The sequence below is a fragment of the Mycolicibacterium neworleansense genome (genome assembly GCF_001245615.1).
GTDB lineage: Bacteria > Actinomycetota > Actinomycetes > Mycobacteriales > Mycobacteriaceae > Mycobacterium > Mycobacterium neworleansense.
This window is the reverse complement of sequence record NZ_CWKH01000003.1, coordinates 462,289-479,008: the sequence shown is the minus strand read 5'-3', so window position 1 is coordinate 479,008 and position 16,720 is coordinate 462,289. Positions and strand designations below refer to the sequence as shown.

General features: G+C 67.5%; 17 protein-coding genes and 1 tRNA gene. 8 read left to right on the top strand and 10 right to left on the bottom strand.

The window, feature by feature from the left end; genetic code table 11:
• Positions 1-78: 78 nt before the first annotated feature.
• On the top strand, positions 79-1,206 hold the full coding sequence (locus tag BN2156_RS26820) for a resuscitation-promoting factor (protein WP_090518592.1): 1,128 nt from the start codon (positions 79-81) through the stop codon (positions 1,204-1,206).
• Positions 1,203-2,105 (top strand): 16S rRNA (adenine(1518)-N(6)/adenine(1519)-N(6))-dimethyltransferase RsmA, encoded by a 903-nt coding sequence (gene rsmA / locus BN2156_RS26815; RefSeq protein WP_090517992.1) that lies wholly within the window; start codon positions 1,203-1,205, stop codon positions 2,103-2,105. Before BN2156_RS26820 ends, rsmA begins: the two co-directional genes overlap by 4 nt.
• Here rsmA and BN2156_RS26810 read toward each other — a convergent pair.
• Positions 2,102-2,980 carry a serine/threonine-protein kinase gene (locus tag BN2156_RS26810; protein WP_090517991.1) on the bottom strand — a complete coding sequence of 293 codons (879 nt, stop codon included), beginning with the start codon at positions 2,978-2,980 and terminating at the stop codon, positions 2,102-2,104. The two genes, rsmA and BN2156_RS26810, sit on opposite strands and share 4 nt — an antisense overlap.
• Before the next feature lie 55 nt (positions 2,981-3,035).
• On the opposite strand from BN2156_RS26810, the gene BN2156_RS26805 reads away from it, so the two are divergent.
• The 3 genes from BN2156_RS26805 to BN2156_RS31315 all read left to right on the top strand — a co-directional run bounded on the left by BN2156_RS26805 (position 3,036) and on the right by BN2156_RS31315 (position 6,709).
• Positions 3,036-4,004: a 4-(cytidine 5'-diphospho)-2-C-methyl-D-erythritol kinase gene (locus tag BN2156_RS26805; RefSeq protein ID WP_210436719.1), complete on the top strand. Its 969-nt coding sequence runs from the start codon at positions 3,036-3,038 to the stop codon at positions 4,002-4,004.
• A gap of 378 nt (positions 4,005-4,382) precedes the next feature.
• Complete coding sequence (locus BN2156_RS26800; protein ID WP_055120652.1) at positions 4,383-6,020, top strand: fatty acyl-AMP ligase; 1,638 nt, start codon at positions 4,383-4,385, stop codon at positions 6,018-6,020.
• Between the two features lie 20 nt (positions 6,021-6,040).
• Positions 6,041-6,709, top strand: coding sequence for a DUF4189 domain-containing protein (locus tag BN2156_RS31315; RefSeq protein ID WP_235625514.1), 669 nt, complete (start codon positions 6,041-6,043; stop codon positions 6,707-6,709).
• Positions 6,710-7,099: 390 nt separating this feature from the next.
• Here BN2156_RS31315 and BN2156_RS26785 read toward each other — a convergent pair whose 3' ends face one another.
• The gene (locus tag BN2156_RS26785) at positions 7,100-7,627 is read right to left on the bottom strand and encodes a DUF6611 family protein (protein WP_090517987.1); all 528 of its coding nucleotides are present in this window, start codon (positions 7,625-7,627) and stop codon (positions 7,100-7,102) included.
• Positions 7,628-7,735: 108 nt separating this feature from the next.
• Between BN2156_RS26785 and BN2156_RS26780 the strand changes: the two genes are divergently transcribed.
• Together BN2156_RS26780 and BN2156_RS26775 are read left to right on the top strand one after the other, a co-directional pair.
• The gene (locus BN2156_RS26780; RefSeq protein ID WP_090517986.1) at positions 7,736-8,770 is read left to right on the top strand and encodes a 4Fe-4S binding protein; all 1,035 of its coding nucleotides are present in this window, start codon (positions 7,736-7,738) and stop codon (positions 8,768-8,770) included.
• A gap of 69 nt (positions 8,771-8,839) precedes the next feature.
• Complete coding sequence (locus BN2156_RS26775; protein WP_090518591.1) at positions 8,840-9,925, top strand: metallophosphoesterase; 1,086 nt, start codon at positions 8,840-8,842, stop codon at positions 9,923-9,925.
• A gap of 3 nt (positions 9,926-9,928) precedes the next feature.
• Here the strand turns inward: BN2156_RS26775 and pth are convergent, their stop codons facing one another.
• The 8 genes from pth to BN2156_RS26735 all read right to left on the bottom strand — a co-directional run bounded on the left by pth (position 9,929) and on the right by BN2156_RS26735 (position 16,027).
• Positions 9,929-10,504 (bottom strand): aminoacyl-tRNA hydrolase, encoded by a 576-nt coding sequence (gene pth, locus BN2156_RS26770; RefSeq protein WP_090517985.1) that lies wholly within the window; start codon positions 10,502-10,504, stop codon positions 9,929-9,931.
• Between the two features lie 12 nt (positions 10,505-10,516).
• The gene (locus BN2156_RS26765; RefSeq protein WP_090517984.1) at positions 10,517-11,170 is read right to left on the bottom strand and encodes a 50S ribosomal protein L25/general stress protein Ctc; all 654 of its coding nucleotides are present in this window, start codon (positions 11,168-11,170) and stop codon (positions 10,517-10,519) included.
• 169 nt (positions 11,171-11,339) lie between these two features.
• Positions 11,340-12,212, bottom strand: coding sequence for an oxidoreductase (locus BN2156_RS26760; RefSeq protein WP_090518590.1), 873 nt, complete (start codon positions 12,210-12,212; stop codon positions 11,340-11,342).
• A 30-nt stretch (positions 12,213-12,242) separates the two neighbouring features.
• A complete protein-coding gene (locus BN2156_RS26755; protein ID WP_162490978.1) occupies positions 12,243-12,887 on the bottom strand; it encodes an LpqN/LpqT family lipoprotein in 645 nt (214 codons plus the stop codon).
• A complete protein-coding gene (gene arsC, locus BN2156_RS26750; protein WP_090517983.1) occupies positions 12,884-13,246 on the bottom strand; it encodes an arsenate reductase (glutaredoxin) in 363 nt (120 codons plus the stop codon). The genes BN2156_RS26755 and arsC overlap by 4 nt, the downstream gene beginning before the upstream one ends.
• Positions 13,247-14,227: a ribose-phosphate diphosphokinase gene (locus tag BN2156_RS26745; RefSeq protein WP_090517982.1), complete on the bottom strand. Its 981-nt coding sequence runs from the start codon at positions 14,225-14,227 to the stop codon at positions 13,247-13,249.
• Positions 14,228-14,422: 195 nt separating this feature from the next.
• A complete protein-coding gene (gene glmU, locus BN2156_RS26740) occupies positions 14,423-15,832 on the bottom strand; it encodes a bifunctional UDP-N-acetylglucosamine diphosphorylase/glucosamine-1-phosphate N-acetyltransferase GlmU (RefSeq protein ID WP_090517981.1) in 1,410 nt (469 codons plus the stop codon).
• A 123-nt stretch (positions 15,833-15,955) separates the two neighbouring features.
• Positions 15,956-16,027, bottom strand: a tRNA-Gln gene (locus tag BN2156_RS26735).
• Positions 16,028-16,112: 85 nt separating this feature from the next.
• Here BN2156_RS26735 and BN2156_RS26730 point away from each other — a divergent pair.
• Positions 16,113-16,706, top strand: a complete 594-nt coding sequence (locus BN2156_RS26730) for a TetR/AcrR family transcriptional regulator (protein WP_070944701.1) — start codon at positions 16,113-16,115, stop codon at positions 16,704-16,706.
• The last annotated feature ends 14 nt before the right edge of the window (positions 16,707-16,720 follow it).

Genomic DNA, 16,720 nt, shown 5'->3' with positions numbered 1-16,720 from the left:
TTTCGTTACCGTCTTGTGATCAAAGCTCAACCGCCGGCGGTGAACCATGCCGTCCGAACCGGGGAGAAATCGAGAACCTTGGACGCGCTCAACAAAATTCATGAATCCCGATCACCGCTGCTGCGTGGCGTGGTGGGGGCCCTGCTGGTCACGCTCACCGCGGCCGGGGGCTACGCCGTCGGATCGCACAAGACCGTCACGCTGAGCGTCGACGGCGCACCGATGACCGTGACGACGATGAAGTCCCGGGTGATCGATGTGGTCGAGGAGAACGGATTTTCCGTCGGCGATCGCGACGATCTTTACCCCGCCGCCGAAGAGTCCGTGCACCAATCTGACACCATCGTCCTGCGCCGCAGCCGGCCGCTGCAGTTGTCGCTGGATGGCAATGACAGCAAGCAGGTGTGGACCACCGCCTCGACCGTGGACGAGGCCCTGGCGCAGCTGAAGATGACCGACAAGGCACCGGCCGCGGCCTCCCGCGGCAGCAGGGTGCCGCTGGGCGGTATGGCACTGCCCGTGGTGAGCGCCAAGACGGTCCGCATCGACGACGGCGGCAACGCCCAGACGGTGCACCTGGCCGCCCCCAACGTGGCCGGCCTGCTGGCCGCCGCCGGAGCACCGCTGGAACAGAACGACACCGTCGTTCCGGCGGCATCGGCCCCGGTCACCGAGGGTATGCAGATCCAGGTGACCCGCATGCGCATCGAGAAGGTCACCGAGCGGGTGCCGCTGGCCCCGGGCAACAAGCGCATCGAAGACGTCGAGCTGAACATGAGCCGCCAGATCGTCGAGGACCCCGGCGCCCCGGGTACGCAGGACGTGACCTATGCGGTGGCCAAGGTGAACGGTGTGGAGACCGGCAGGCTGCCAGTAGCCAATGTCGTGATCGAGCCGGCCCGCGACGGCGTGCTGCGCGTCGGAGCAAAGCCGGGCACCGAAGTTCCGCCGGTCAGCAACGGGGCCCAATGGGACTCTCTCGCGCAGTGCGAAGCGGGAGGTAACTGGGCGATTAACACCGGTAACGGATTCTATGGCGGAGTCCAATTCGACCAAAACACCTGGGAGCGACAGGGCGGTCTGCGGTATGCTCCGAGGGCCGATCTGGCGACAAGAGAAGAGCAGATTGCGATTGCTACGGTGACGCAGGCCCGGCAGGGATGGGGAGCTTGGCCGGTGTGTAGTGGGAGGATTGGGGCGCGCTGACTATTCGACTGCTCGGGCGGACCGAGATACGACGCTTGGCGAAAGAAATCGACTTTCGTCCACGCAAGGCCTTTGGCCAGAACTTCGTTCACGATGCCAACACCGTTCGGCGCATTGTGTCGGCCTCCGGGATTCACCGGAACGACCATGTGCTGGAGGTCGGACCCGGCCTGGGGTCGCTGACCCTGCCTCTGTTGGATCGTGGCGCCAGGGTGACCGCGGTGGAGATCGACCCGGTGCTGGCCAAGCAATTGCCGGCCACCATCGCCGATCACTCCCACAGCGAGATCAACCGGCTCACCGTCATCAACCAGGACATCCTGACGTTGATGCCGTCTGATCTGACGGAACAGCCGACCGCGCTGGTGGCAAACCTGCCGTACAACGTGGCGGTGCCCGCGCTGCTGCACCTGCTGGCCGAGTTCCCGTCGATCCGGACGGTGATGGTCATGGTGCAGGCCGAGGTGGCCGAGCGACTGGCGGCCGAACCCGGTGGCAAGGACTACGGCGTTCCCAGTGCCAAGGTGCGGTTCTACGGAAACGTACGCCGGCACGGGATGGTGTCGCCGACGGTGTTCTGGCCGATTCCGCGGGTGTACTCCGGGCTGGTCCGCATCGACCGGTACGAGACGTCGCCGTGGCCGACGGACGCCGCGTTCCGCGATGAGGTGTTCAGCCTCATCGACATCGGATTCGCGCAGCGGCGCAAGACCTCCCGTAACGCGTTCGCCGATTGGGCGGGTTCGGGCAACGAGTCGGCGGAGCGGCTGCTGGCCGCCAGCATCGACCCGTCGCGCCGTGGTGAGACGCTCGGCATCGCCGACTTCGTCCGGCTGCTGCAGCGGGCCAAGGAAGCCGAGGGCGAGGCCGCTGAGCTCAAGGCGGCACAGCAGGCCTAGTTTCGCTCTTCGCATCGGGGCTCCATCACCGCGGTGATCAGGCCGACCAACTCCGAGCATGAGCCGTGCCGCCGGTCGGGTTCCTTGGCCATCGCCTTGGCGATGACCGGATCCAGGGCACGGGGAATGCCGCTGTGCCGCTGCGATATTCGTGGCGGTCGGCTGTAGAGCTGGTGATCGATCAGCGCCATCGCGGTGTCCGCGGTGAACGGCGGCGATCCGGTCAGCAGCTCGACGGTCGTGCAGGCCAGCGCGTACTGGTCCGTCGCCGCCGACGGTGTCCGCCCGACGAGCAGTTCGGGCGCCGAATAGGGCAGTGACGCCTGGATATTCGGGTGCGGGCGAAATGCCTGGCGGGTGATGCGCCGCGCCGGGTCGAGGCTCATCCGGCCGGAGCGATCGTGCGCCAACCGGGCCGCGACATCCTCGGCCATCGAATGCGCCACCCCGAAGTCGATCAGCACGGCCCGCGAAAACGGCTGATCCACAAGAATATTGGCGGGTTTGACGTCGCAGTGCACGATCCCGCGGCGGTGGGCCAGGTCGAGTGCCGCCGCGATCTGCGCCAGCGCGGTGAGCCGCTGGGGTATGCCGGGCAGGTTGCTCACCGTGCCGCCGTCGAGGAACTCCATCGTCAGCCAGCCCGGGCCGGCCGCATACACCGTGACGATGTTGGGGTGGCTGATCCGGCGGGCGAAGTCGAACTCGCGTTGCAGCCGGGCCAGGTGGGCCGGCTGGCGGTGCAGATCATCGAGAATTTTGAGCGCGACGGTGGCTCCGTCGGCGTCGCGGGCCAGGTATACGACGGCAGAGCCGCCGCTCCCCACGACTTTCACCGCGGTGTATCCCGCGACGATCACCTCGGGTGAGGGCACCGTCTCAGCTTAAGTTCACCGACAACCGCGGGTGAGCGGCGATAGTGTCGTGGCCGTGTCAGCATCTGACGGCAGTACCGCGTCCGAGTGGGTTCCCACCGGTTCTGTCACCGTGCGCGTCCCCGGCAAGGTGAACCTGTACCTGGCCGTCGGCGATGTGCGCGACGACGGCTACCACGACCTCACCACGGTGTTCCACGCCGTGTCGCTCCTGGACGAGGTCACGGTGCGCAACGCGGACATGTTGTCGCTGACCGTCGAAGGGGAGGGCGTGGAGTCGGTGCCCACCGACGAGCGCAACCTGGCCTGGCGCGCCGCCGAGTTGCTGGCCGAGCACGTGGGCCGGGCCCCGGACGTGGCGATCAGCATCGACAAGTCGATCCCGGTGGCCGGGGGCATGGCCGGCGGCAGCGCCGACGCGGCCGCGGTGCTGGTGGCGATGAACACGTTGTGGGAGCTCGGGGTGCCCAGGCGCGATCTGCACGCCCTGGCGGCCCGGTTGGGCAGTGACGTCCCTTTCGCACTGCACGGCGGCACGGCGCTGGGCACCGGTCGCGGTGAGGAGCTGGCCACGGTCCTGGCCCGCAGCACCTTCCACTGGGTGCTGGCGTTCGCGCACAAGGGCCTGTCCACCCCGAAGGTGTTCGGTGAGCTGGATCGGCTGCGCGCGGACACCTCGACCGGGGGCCCGCCGCGGGCCGAGGAGCCCGAGCCCGTCCTGGCCGCGCTGGCCTCCGGTGATCCGGCCGAACTGGCCGCGCTGCTGGGCAACGACCTGCAACCGGCGGCGCTGAGCCTGTACCCCGACCTGCGCCGCACGTTGCGCGCCGGGGTCGAGGCCGGGGCACTGGCCGGGATCGTGTCCGGATCCGGCCCCACGTGTGCGTTTCTGTGCCCGTCATCGACATCGGCGGTGGACGTCGGCACACAGCTGTCGGGAGCGGGTGTGTGCCGGACGGTACGGGTGGCCAGCGGCCCGGTGAGCGGGGCCCGGGTCGTTCCTGAGCCGTCGACGTCGGCGTGACGAACTCCGCCCGCGCCGGAACAAACCTCAGGAGAAATCGGCGGAGTACCCGTCGACGTCGGGGTCTGAAACTGTGACGCAGACCTCAATTAACGCGAGGGTTTGGCAGTTACTTAAGGGTCTCTTAAGATGATCGGCGGTGAATGCTAGCGATCTTGCATCGGATGCGACTTGTGCGCCCGCCGCCCGTCACGGTGGGCGGTCGCGGAGCCGTACACCCGGTTCTGGGGCATCACCTTTTCGAGACATAACTGCTCCCCAATCGTGTGCGCGCGCCTACCCAAAAGCAGTGCGTAGCGGGCGGAGCATGGATAACCGGGCAACTGCACCTGGCGCACTGTCGCCGGTGACGGGGCCGCGGAAGCCAAGGAGGTCGTCGTGAGCAGATTCACCGAGAAGATGTTCCGCAACGCTCGTGAGAGCAAGCGCGGAATGGTGACCGGCGAGCCGCATGAGCCGGTTCGCCACACCTGGGGTGAGGTTCACGAGCGGGCCCGGCGCATCGCAGGCGGTCTGGCCGCCGCTGGTATCGGCCACGGCGACGCCGTCGGCGTGCTGGCCGGCTTCCCTGTCGAGATCGCGCCGACGGCGCAGGGCGTGTGGATGCGCGGCGCGAGCCTGACCATGCTGCATCAGCCGACGCCGCGCACCGATCTGGCGGTGTGGGCCGAGGACACCATGAACGTGATCGGCATGATCGAGGCCGACGCCGTCATCGTCTCCGAGCCCTTCCTGGTCGCCATCCCGGTGCTCGAAGAAAAGGGCATCAAGGTCGTCAAGATCGCCGACCTGCTGGCCGCCGACCCGATCGACCCGGTGGAGACCGGCGAGGACGATCTGGCCCTGATGCAGCTGACCTCGGGTTCGACCGGATCTCCCAAGGCCGTGCAGATCACGCACCGCAACATCCACTCCAACGCCGAGGCGATGTTCATCGGCGCGGAGTACGACGTCGACAAGGACGTCATGGTGAGCTGGCTGCCCTGCTTCCACGACATGGGCATGGTCGGCTTCCTGACCATCCCGATGTACTTCGGCGCCGAGCTGGTCAAGGTCACGCCGATGGACTTCCTGCGCGACACGCTGCTGTGGGCCAAGCTCATCACCAAGTACAAGGGCACCATGACCGCGGCGCCCAACTTCGCCTACGCGCTGTTCGCCAAGCGCTTGCGCCGTCAGGCCAAGCCCGGCGAGTACGACCTGTCCACCCTGCGGTTCGCGCTCTCGGGCGCCGAGCCGGTGGAGCCGGCCGATGTCGAGGACCTGCTGGACGCGGGCAAGCCCTTCGGTCTTCCCGAGTCGGCGATCCTGCCGGCCTACGGCATGGCCGAGACCTGCCTGGCGGTGTCGTTCTCGCCGTGCAACGCCGGCCTGGTGGTCGATGAGGTCGACGCCGATCTGCTGGCCGCGCTGCGCCGCGCCGTGCCCGCAACCAAGGGCAACACGAAGCGGCTGGCCTCACTCGGCCCGCTGCTGAAGGACCTCGAGGCCCGTGTCGTCGACGAGCACGGCGACGTGATGCCGGCCCGCGGCGTCGGCGTCATCGAACTGCGCGGCGAATCGCTGACCCCCGGCTACATCACCATGGGTGGCTTCCTGCCGGCCCAGGATGAGCACGGCTGGTACGACACCGGCGATCTCGGCTACATCACCGAAGAGGGCAACATCATCGTGTGTGGTCGCGTCAAGGACGTGATCATCATGGCCGGGCGCAACATCTACCCGACCGACATCGAGCGTGCCGCCGGCCGTGTCGAGGGCGTGCGCCCCGGCTGCGCCGTGGCGGTGCGGCTGGATGCCGGGCACTCGCGTGAGACCTTCGCCGTCGCAGTGGAATCCAACGCCTGGCAGGACCCGGCCGAGGTGCGGCGCATCGAGCATCAGGTGGCCCATGAGGTGGTCTCCGAGGTCGACATGCGTCCGCGCAACGTCGTGGTGCTCGGCCCCGGCAGCATTCCGAAGACCCCGTCGGGCAAGCTGCGTCGCGCCAACTCGGTCTCCCTGATCACGGGCTGACTTTCTGACCGTTTCGCACCGTGAGCGTGCGTGTCTGTGGCGGACACGCCGCTCGCGGGCAGCACTTTGCGCACGGTCACGCGCTTGTTCTTCACGCCTCTCGTGAGACACCGGGTCTCGGTGTGCTTTTCGCGATACGGAAATCGCTGATATCTGCGTTCGGCATCAATTGCAATGGGCAGCACTGTCAATTTGCCCTTCGTTCACGCAATATTTGCGTATTCTGGCGCGGAAACCACTTTGAAGAGAGGACCGGAATGGTCAAATCCCGATGGGTTTCGGCGATCCTCGGCACAGGCGTCATCGCTGCCGGGATTACCGCGGGCACCGCGTGGGCGGGTGGTCCCGGTGGATATGTCGAGGACCCCGAAGACATTTTTGCGGCTGTCGGAACCGGCGAATTCATCGACACCATAGCGGGTTTCACAGCTACCGGTGATACGAGCGAAGAGGCCTCGGCAGCGGTCATCGCGGCTTGCCAGAACGCGGGGGGTGTGGAGTGCACCGCCGACGAGGTGACCAACGACAAGCTCTGCATCGTGTCCGTCGCGAGCCCCAGCAACCACGCCGTCGCCGGCGGTGCCGGGGCGACGGTCGAGGCGGCCCGCCAGGACGCGTTCAACCGGGCCGCGGCGAACAACACCCCGCTCGATGCGGATTCCCCTGTCGTCGTATCGGCCTGCCCGTGATGAGCGGGCAGATGTCGGCGCGTGCAGCGCATGAGACTTCGGGGGTGGTCATGGCGCGGAAAGGGAAGGGCATGATGACTGGTCGCGGGTTTGCGTTCTTGATGGCGAGTTTGGCTGCCGTGTCGGTCGTTTGCTCTCCGGTTGCGAACGCCCGACCGACCTGCCAGGACACGGCCACCAAGACGATCTGCACGACCAACGGCAGCACGTCGATCAAGGCCCGGCCGGGAACGACTGCGCCGCCGGCCAACATCCCGGTGTTCCCGTGGTTGGGCATGCCGGGGGGCCGCTAGCCGTACAACGCGGCGGCACCGAGCACCCCAGAGCGGGCGCGTCTTTCGTGACGCGTCCGCTCGTGATGGTTATGGGGGCTGTCGGGCAAGTCCGACATCAGTTGCGGTGCGGGGTATTCGCCGGTTTGTCGGCTTCCATCCGGTTGTAGACCCGCCACCAGATCAGCTCGTGGTCGACGGTGGTGATGTCGCCGCGATCGCGGCACTCGTCGGCATGGAGGAGCTCTGCGGCCAATACGATCAGCCGCTCGCGGGCGGCCGCCGATCCGGGATCGTTGCAACCGGCCATCGTCGTGGCGCACAACGTCCGCACACGGTGGTACGCGGCGCCCGACAGTGCCAGTACGACGGCTCCGGTGACCAGGAACACCGCAGTGGAGGCACCGAACGCCAGCCAAGGTGACATCTGCCCGCCTAGCCACAGTTGGCACAGCAACCACACGAGCATCCCCCACAGCGGCCAGCCGCGGGCCAGCCGAACGAGGCGGTGCCCGGAGGTGCCGAGGCCGGGCGGATACACCACAAGCCGGTAATACGTGATGCCGAAGCGGCCGGGCCTGACCTGCACGCAACCCCAGGCGCGGGAGCCGTCGAGCAGGGGCCTCAGTAGTCGCATGGCGTCCATATCTCGGGTGTACCCGCTGCAGGTGGGGCCCGACCGGCCCCGAACGGTTTCTTTACGCCGGAGGGCAGAATCCTTGCGAGCTGAGTATAGATAACTATACTCAGCTGAATGAAGCCGAAACTCCCGCCCCGCCTGGCCGACCATCCGACCGTCCGCGCGGTGCGGGCCCGTGCCGAAGCGCCCGTTCCCGACGTGATCGACGCCGACTGGCTGCGGGCGCTGTGCCTGGACGCCGGAGCCGACGACGTGGCCTTCGCCGGCGTCGACGACCCGGCCCTGGCCTCCGAACGCGAACATGCCGAAGTCGCGTTGCCGGGGGTCCGCAGTTACATCTCGCTGGTGGTGAAGATGAACCGCGACAACGTGCGCTCATCCACCCGCAGCGTGGCCAACCAGGAGTTCCACCGCAGCGGCGAGATCATCAACGAGGCCGCCCACCGCATCACCCGGGCGCTGGAGGATGCCGGCCATCGCGCGGTGAACCCGTCGGCGACGTTCCCGATGGAGATGGACCGGTATCCCGGGCGGATCTGGGTGGTGGCGCACAAGCCCGTCGCGGTCGCCTCGGGGCTGGGGGTGATGGGGATCCACCGCAACGTCATCCATCCCAGGTTCGGCAACTTCATCCTGCTGGCCACCATCCTGGTGGGTGCGCCGATCAGTGGTTATGGTGTGCCGCTGGACTATTCGCCGTGCCTGGAATGCAAGCTGTGCGTGGCGGCCTGCCCGGTCGGGGCCATCGGCAAGGACGGCGAGTTCGATTTCATCGCCTGCTCGGTGCACAACTACCGCGAGTTCATGGGTGGGTTCACCGACTGGGCGCAGACCATCGCCGACAGCAGTGATGCCGACGACTTCCGTTCCCGGGTCAGCGATTCGGAGAATGCGTCGATGTGGCAGAGCCTGTCGTTCAAGGCCAACTACAAGGCGGCGTACTGCCTGGCGGTGTGCCCGGCGGGGGAGGATGTGATCGAGCCCTACCTCGACGACCGCAAGGAGTTCATGGACCGGGTGCTCAAACCACTGCAGGACAAGCGGCAAACCCTGTATGTGCTGCCGAACTCGGCGGCCAAGGCTCACGCCGAGAAGCGGTATCCGCACAAGACCGTCAAGGTGGTCGACAGCGGGATCCGGGGTCGCTGACCCGCCGTTGGAATCACCCTGAGCGCAACGCCCGACCGGGCCGGGCCGCGGCGCTATCGTGTGGCCACGATGGCGACACAGGACGGCGAGTTTCGGCTCTGGGCGTTCGGTGATGCCCACGTCGGCACCGACAACCAGTTCGGCCGGGAGAGCCTCGCCGATGCCATCCGGCAGTCGGAATTCGGTGGAGCGCAAGGTGGTCCGCCGTTCGACTGGGACATCGCGGTGGACGTCGGCGACATGTCCGGGGCGCATCACAGCTTGCCCGACGATGCCGAGGGGCAGGAGGTTCGCCGGCAGCTGGCGGCGATGCGCAAGCACCGGCGTGAGGACGTCTACTCGGTGTGCGGAAACCACGACCGCAGCGGTCTTTCCGAACCGGACGCTTGGTGGTGGCAGAAGTGGATCGATCCGCTGGGCGTGCACACCGCACATTCCGGGGTCGACGCCGGGGCCCGGCCCTACCCCGTCACCGGGACCTGGGAGCGGTATTCGTTCCGGGTGGGCAATCTGCTGTTCCTGATGCTCAGCGACCGCAACGAGCCGTCGCAGACGATCGGCCGCGGAACGCTCGGCGGCAACCCCGGCGGGGTGGTGTCCGACAAGACATTCCGGTGGTGGGCGAACATGGTTGAGCAGAACCGGGATTCGATCGTCATCACCGTGCACCACTACGTCCTCAAGGACACCACGGTGGCGTCAGGGGAGTGGGAGGGGGTGCGCCGGGGCGCGGACGGGAAACTCTACGAGCACTATCATCGGCCGTTCCCGGAGGGGACGCCGCAGGGCGCGTCGTACCTGTACTGGGTCGGCGGCAAGCCCGACTCGGGGGCCTTCGAGCGGTATCTCACCGAACATCCGGGTGCGGTCGCGCTGTGGCTGGCCGGCCATACCCACACCCACCCCGACGATTCGCATGGCGGCAAGACCCACATCGAGCAGGCTTGGGGTGGAACGTATTTCATGAACGTGGCGTCGCTGAGCCGTCATCACATGCCGATCACAACGCTGCCGATCAGCCGGCTGCTCACCTTCCGGCCGGGCAGCCCCGAGGTGCGAGTGCAGTGCTATCTGCACACCGACCAGTACGCGCCACAGGGTTGGTACCGGCAGGCCGAACGCACGCTGAGCCTCGACCGGCCCTTCACCTGGTGAGCATCACCAGGCGTGCACGGTGTTCTGGGCGGGCTCCAGGCCCTGGGCGATCAGCAGCTCGGTGGCGTCGGCGGCCTGCTCGCAGATCGTCGGCACCTCGGCGCGTTCGGCGGCGGTGAAGGCCTCCAGCACGAACGCCGCCGGATCCTTGCGGCCCGGTGGGCGGCCCACTCCGATGCGGACCCGTTGAAAGTCCTTGCTGCCCAATGCCGATGCCACCGACCGCAGCCCGTTGTGGCCGCCCTCGCCGCCACCCACCTTGAGCCGGATCCGGCCGAAGTCGATGTCGAGCTCGTCGTGGATGACCACGATCCGGCCCGGCGGCACCGAATAGAACTTGGCCAACGGCCCGACCTGACGGCCGGACTCGTTCATGTAGCACCGAGGTTTGGCCAGGATCACCGGAGCTCCTGCGAGCTGGCCGGTGATCGCCTCGGCGCCGGATTTCTTGTGCACCTTGAAGGCCGAGCCGATACGGGCGGCCAGTACGTCGGCCACCATGAACCCGACATTGTGCCGGGTCTTGGCATAGGCGGGCCCGGGGTTACCCAGGCCCACCACCAGCAGCGGCTCGGCCATCGAAAGGCGGACTTACTCGGAAGCTTCGGCTGCTTCGGCAGCCGGCTCCTCGGCCGGGGCCTCGGCGGTCTCGCCGGCACCTTCGGACTCGAGCTCCTCGGCGCTCGGGGCCTCGACGATGTTGACGACGAGCAGCTCGGCATCCGACACCAGCGAAACGCCGGCGGGCAGCTCGATCTGGCCGGCCAGGATCTGGGTGCCGGCCTCGACGCCCTCGACCGACACGGTCAGGTGTTCGGGGATCGACAGGGCCTCGGCCTCGATCTCGATGGTGTTGGCGTCCTGGGTCACCAGGGCGCCCGGGGCGGCGTCGCCCTCGACGGTGACGGTGACCTCGACGTGGACCTTCTCGCCGCGGCGCACGACGAGCAGGTCGGCGTGCTGGATGTTGCGGCGGATCGGGTGGATGTCCAGCGCCTTGGTCAGGGCCAGCTGCTCCTTGCCCTCGATGTCGAGGGTCAGCACGGCGTTGGTGCCTGCGTGGCGCAGCACGGCGGCGAACTCTCGGGCGTTGATCTCCAGGTGCTGGGGATCGGTGCCGTGGCCGTAGAGCACGGTGGGTACGTTGCCGTCACGACGGGCCTGGCGCGAGGCGCCCTTGCCGGTGCGGGTACGCACGGTGGCGGTCAACTTGTTGGGGATGTTCTTGGCGGCGGCCTTGGCCATGGTGTTGCTCCTCTAAATTGCGGTACTGCGGTCAGATCGTCAGCACGGCAAGGGTCGCAACACTTGAAGAAGTTCCCGCCGATAACGGTGGTCCAAAGGTCCACCCTCGCCGTGACGCCAGGTCAGGGTAGCAAAGTCGGGGCCGGTCCCGAAAATCGGAGCCTGAGGCCTATAGCGGATACGTGGTCTTGGTGAGCTGCTCGGACAGCTCCCACAACGCCCTCTGGGTGTCCACCCGCCGCGCCAGCGGACTGCGCCCGACCGGCTGGCTGGGGCCGAACTGGCCGAACCGCGGTCCGATGAAGCTGTCTCCTGGCAGGTCCTGGGACACCGCGAACAGCGTCTGACGTGCGCCGAACGACGGATCGCTGGCGAAAACCCGGTTGGCGGCCGTCATCATCCGCTCGCCGAACTTGTTGCCGGTCTGACCCTGCAGGTTGGTGGCCGAGTAGCCGGGGTGGGCGGCCAGCGCGCGTACCTGGGAACCCGACGCGTTCAGCCGGCGCTGCAGCTCGGAGGTGAACATCAGGTTGGCCAGCTTGGACTGCCCGTAGGCCAGCCACGCCGAGTACGGCCGCGACTTCCAGTTGAGGTCGCGCAGGCTGATCTGCCCGATCAGGTGCATCAACGACGACACCGTCACCACCCGGTCGGCGATCTTGGGCAGCAGCAGGTTGGTCAGCGCGAAGTGGCCGAGGTGGTTGGTGCCGATCTGGCTCTCGAACCCGTCGACCGTGCGGCTCAGCGGGACGGCCATGATGCCGGCGTTGTTGACCAGCACGTCGACGCTCTCGACGGTGTCGGCGAACTCGTGAACCGATGCCAGGTCCTGGAGGTCGAGTTTGCGTACCTCGACGATGCCGCCCGTCATCGTCTCGGCGGCTGCAGTGCCTTTCTCCAGGTTGCGCACCGCGACGGTGACCTTGGCGCCGACGCGGGCCAGCTCACGGGCGGTGACGAGGCCCAGCCCGCTGTTGGCGCCGGTGACGATCACCCGGCGGCCGGTAAACGAGGGCAGGTCAGCACTGGTCCATCCACTCATGGTGACCACCCTACGGTCGCGCCGGCCGTTTCACTTCTTGGCGATGTTGAAGCCCGCGATGATCGACTCGATGTCGGGTCCCTGCGCCGCGGCTTCCTCGGCGTAGGTCGTCACGGTCAGCTGGACGAGATACCGCTGCGGGGGCTGCAGCCCGTCGTTCGCGATGACGACGCGGTTGTAGCTCTGCATGCGCTTGCCGTTGAGGTCGTAGCTGCCCTCGATCATCGCCGAGGGGAAGCCCTTCCAGTCCGCGTTGGATGCGTTGAGCTGCTTGAAGTTCTCCGAGAGCTGGGCGTCGGCGTAGCCGTGTTCCTTCAGCGCCTTGGGCACGTCGAATTCCCCGTGCAGCTTGAACGCCAGCATCATCGCGGTGGGATAGGTGTCACCCTTGGCGATCATCCGGGTACCCGGGGCCAGGTTGGGGTTGTTGTAGGTGTGCCAGCCGGCAGGGGTCGGCATGGTGACGGTCAGGTGCGGGATCTTCTCCGGTGCGATGGGCTCGCCGACCACACCGGAGTCCTCCAGGTACTGCCACAGCGGCACCGGCTGGTTGTCGGCCGGGGCGGCCGGTGTGGTCGCACTCGTCGTCCAGATCGACTTGTAGTCAGGCGTTTCGGCGCCGCAGCCGGTGACCAGGACCGCCAGCGCGCCGGCCGTGGCGAGCAGCCGCTTCACAGAATCTCGCGTACCGAATCGATCGGCCGGGCCAACCGGGTGCCGTTGTCGGTGACGACGAACGGGCGCTCGATCAGGATGGGGTGCTCCGCCATCGCATCGAGCAGTTCGTCGTCGGACGCGTCGGCCAAACCGAGCTCGGTGTAGAGGGATTCGCGCTTGCGCACCGCGGTCCGCACGTCGATCCCGGCGTCGGCGATCAGTTGCTTGATCTCGTCACGCGTCGGCGGCGTCTTGAGGTACTGCACCACCTCGGGTTCGATCCCGTTCTCGCGCAACAGATCCAGGGTCTTGCGAGAGGTCGAGCATTTCGGGTTGTGGTAGATGACGGCGGCGGGCCGCCCATCGGATGCAGCCATCTAGGCGGACCCGTCGAACAGCCCGGTCACCGAACCGTTCTCGAACACGGCGCGGATGGTGCTGGCCAGCAGCGGTGCGATCGACAGCACGGTCAGCTGATCGAACTGCTTGTCCTCGGTGATCGGCAGGGTGTTGGTGACGATGACCTCGCGGGCACCGCATTCGGCCAGACGCTGGGCGGCCGGCTCGGACAGCACACCGTGGGTGGCGGCGATCACCACATCCTTGGCGCCGTCCTCACGCAGCAGCTTGACCGCTCCGGCGATGGTGCCGCCGGTGTCGATCATGTCGTCGGTCAGGATGCAGGTCTTGCCCTCGACCTCGCCGACGACACGGTTGGCCTTGACCTGGTTGGGCACCAACGGGTCACGGGTCTTGTGGATGAAGGCCAGCGGCACGCCACCCAGGGCGTCGGCCCACTTCTCGGCGACGCGGACGCGGCCCGAGTCGGGGGAGACGACAACCATGTCGGTGTCGGAGTACTTGTCGCCGATGTAGCCGCACAGCAGCGACTGCGCCCGCATGTGGTCCACGGGGCCGTCGAAGAAGCCCTGGATCTGGTCGGTGTGCAGGTCGACCGAGACGATGCGGTCGGCGCCGGCGGTCTTGAGCAGATCGGCGACCAGGCGGGCCGAGATGGGTTCGCGGCCACGGTGCTTCTTGTCTTGGCGCGCATACGGATAGAACGGCAGGATCGCGGTGATCCGCTTGGCGCTGCCACGCTTGAGTGCGTCGATCATGATGAGCTGCTCCATCAACCACTGGTTGAGCGGAGCCGGGTGCGATTGCAGAACGAACGCGTCGCAACCGCGCACGGACTCATCGAACCGGACGAAGATCTCGCCGTTGGCGAAGTCGCGGGCGGTCTGCGCGGTGACCTCGATACCGAGTTCCTTGGCGACCTGCTCCGCCAGCTCGGGGTGCGCGCGCCCCGAGAACAGCATCAGGTTTTTTCGATTGTCGGTCCAGTCCGTGGCCACTTGGCTGCCTTCGCGGTTGGGGATCGATACGGAGCAATCGTACGTAGCGTTTCTGGTTGTTCGTAGCCGGGTTACCAGATTGCCAACACGAAACGTCGGCCCGCACGCCCCCAGCGGTGCCGACTGTGGCGTTCGCGGACGCGTTTGCCACGGATTTCGTGCACCAGCGCCACGGTCGTCGCCGACCCGGCCGGTCTACTCCTCGCGGGCCTTGCGGGCGGCTTCGGCAGCGGCCGAGCCCGGGCGCTTGCGCTCCACCCAGCCCTCGATGGTGCGCTGCGCGTTGTCCGAGACCGCCAGCGCGCCGGGCGGCGTGTACGCGCCGTCGCCGACGCTGACCGGCGCGATGAACATGGTGTCGGAGCCGGTGCGCACGTGGGAGCCGATGGTGGTCCGGTGCTTGTTCTCGCCGTCGTAGTTGACGAAGACGCTGGAGGCGCCGATGTTGCTGTGGTCGCCGATGTCGGCGTCGCCGACGTAGGTCAGGTGCGGCACCTTGGTGCCCGTGCCGATCGTGGAGTTCTTCGTCTCGACGAAGGCGCCGAGCTTGGCGTCGGCGCCGAGGATCGTGCCCGGCCGCAGGTAGGTGAACGGGCCGACGGTCGCGCCCGCGCCGATCACGGCGAGCTGGCCGTGCGTGCGCACCACCGATGCGCCGTCGCCGACCTCCACGTCGGTCAGCGTGGAGTCGGGGCCGATCTCGCAGCCGGCACCGATCTCGGTGGTGCCGAGCAGCTGGGTGCCGGGGCGCACGACGGTGTCGCGGCCGATGGCGACGTCGACGTCGATCCAGGTGGTGGCCGGGTCGATGATCGTTACGCCGGCCCGTTGATGGCGGGCCACGATGCGGCGGTTCAGTTCGGCGCCGAGGTCGGCGAGCTGCACGCGGTCGTTGACGCCGGCCACCAGCGCGCTGTCGTCGACGTGCATGGCCCGCACGGTCCGGCCGTCCTGGCGCACGATGGCGATGACGTCGGTGAGGTACAGCTCCTGCTGGGCGTTGTTCGAGCTCAGCCGGCTCAATGCCGAGCGCAGGTCGGCGATGTCGAAGGCGTACACCCCGGCGTTGACTTCCCGGATCGCCCGCTGCGAGTCGGTGGCGTCGGCCTGCTCGACGATGCCGATGACCTCGTTGTCCTGGGTGCGCAGGATGCGGCCGTAGCCGGTGGGGTCGGGCACGGTGGTGGTGAGCACCGTGGCGGCCGCGGTCGCGGCGGAGTGGGTTTCGATGAGGCCGGCGAGCGTGTCGGTGTCGAGCAGGGGAACGTCACCCGAGGTCACCACGACGGTTCCGGTGAAGTCGTCGGGAAGCGCGCTCAGGCCGCAGGCCACGGCGTGGCCGGTGCCCAGCTGCTGGTCCTGGATGGCGACATCGATGGTGCGGCCCAGCTTGTCGGCCAGCTCGCCGACCGCGGGGGCGATGCGCTCACGGTCATGGCCCAGCACCACCACCAGGTGTCGAGCGGTGGCATTGGCCACGGTGTGTACGGCGTGGCTCAGCATGCTGCGACCGCCAAGGGTGTGCAGCACCTTGGGGGTGTCCGAGCGCATTCGGGTCCCGGCACCTGCTGCCAGTACGACGACTGCGGCCTCGGTGGTGGACACGGGGGTTCCCCTCTCTCCGCGAGCGTGCGGGTCTGCTCGAGACACGCCGTCGCGAGCGCGCATTTTGTGCACGCTGGGCGGCGGCGATTGCCCTCACGCTGTCGGGTCGCTCGGCGAGCTTCGCTCCGTCGCCAGGACTCGAACCTGAACTATCTGAACCAAAATCAGAGGTGCTGCCGATTACACCACGACGGAATGTCCGGGAGAGACTCTAGTCGAACGGTCTAGCCTGATATGCGTGGCAGCACCCGAGAAGGAAGTGCGGGCCCCCCGGGCCCGGATGACCGGCAATGAACGGCGACAACAGCTCATCGAGATCGCCAAGTCGCTGTTTGCCGAGCGGGGCTACGAGGGAACCTCGATCGAGGAGATCGCCCAGCGCGCCAACGTCTCGAAACCCGTGGTCTACGAGCATTTCGGGGGCAAAGAGGGGCTGTACGCCGTGGTCGTCGACCGCGAGATGTCGGCCCTGCTGGACGGCATCACCTCGTCGCTGACCAACAACCGGTCGCGGGTGCGGGTCGAGCGGGTGGCGCTGGCACTGCTGACCTACGTCGAGGAACACACCGACGGCTTCCGCATCCTGATCCGCGACTCGCCGGCGGCGATCACCTCGGGGACGTACGCCACGTTGCTCAACGACGCGGTCAATCAGGTGTCCTCGATCCTGGCCGGGGACTTCTCCCGCCGCGGGCTCGATCCCGACCTCGCGCCGCTGTATGCGCAGGCACTGGTCGGATCGGTGTCGATGACCGCGCAGTGGTGGCTCGACGTCCGCGAGCCCAAGAAAGAAGTGGTCGCCGCGCACGTGGTCAACCTGGCCTGGAACGGGCTGACCCACCTGGAGTCCGACCCCGTCCTGCACGAGGAGTAGCGCAACCAACTGCA

Excerpts from the sequence above, each read along its gene's own strand:
- BN2156_RS26785 (WP_090517987.1), bottom strand. The coding sequence starts at position 7,627 with ATGGACGCCATGCGACTACTGAGGCCCCTGCTCGACGGCTCCCGCGCC.
- BN2156_RS26780 (WP_090517986.1), top strand. The coding sequence starts at position 7,736 with ATGAAGCCGAAACTCCCGCCCCGCCTGGCCGACCATCCGACCGTCCGC.
- BN2156_RS26775 (WP_090518591.1), top strand. The coding sequence starts at position 8,840 with ATGGCGACACAGGACGGCGAGTTTCGGCTCTGGGCGTTCGGTGATGCC.
- pth (WP_090517985.1), bottom strand. The coding sequence starts at position 10,504 with ATGGCCGAGCCGCTGCTGGTGGTGGGCCTGGGTAACCCCGGGCCCGCC.
- BN2156_RS26765 (WP_090517984.1), bottom strand. The coding sequence starts at position 11,170 with ATGGCCAAGGCCGCCGCCAAGAACATCCCCAACAAGTTGACCGCCACC.
- BN2156_RS26760 (WP_090518590.1), bottom strand. The coding sequence starts at position 12,212 with ATGAGTGGATGGACCAGTGCTGACCTGCCCTCGTTTACCGGCCGCCGG.
- arsC (WP_090517983.1), bottom strand. The coding sequence starts at position 13,246 with ATGGCTGCATCCGATGGGCGGCCCGCCGCCGTCATCTACCACAACCCG.
- BN2156_RS26730 (WP_070944701.1), top strand. The coding sequence starts at position 16,113 with ATGACCGGCAATGAACGGCGACAACAGCTCATCGAGATCGCCAAGTCG.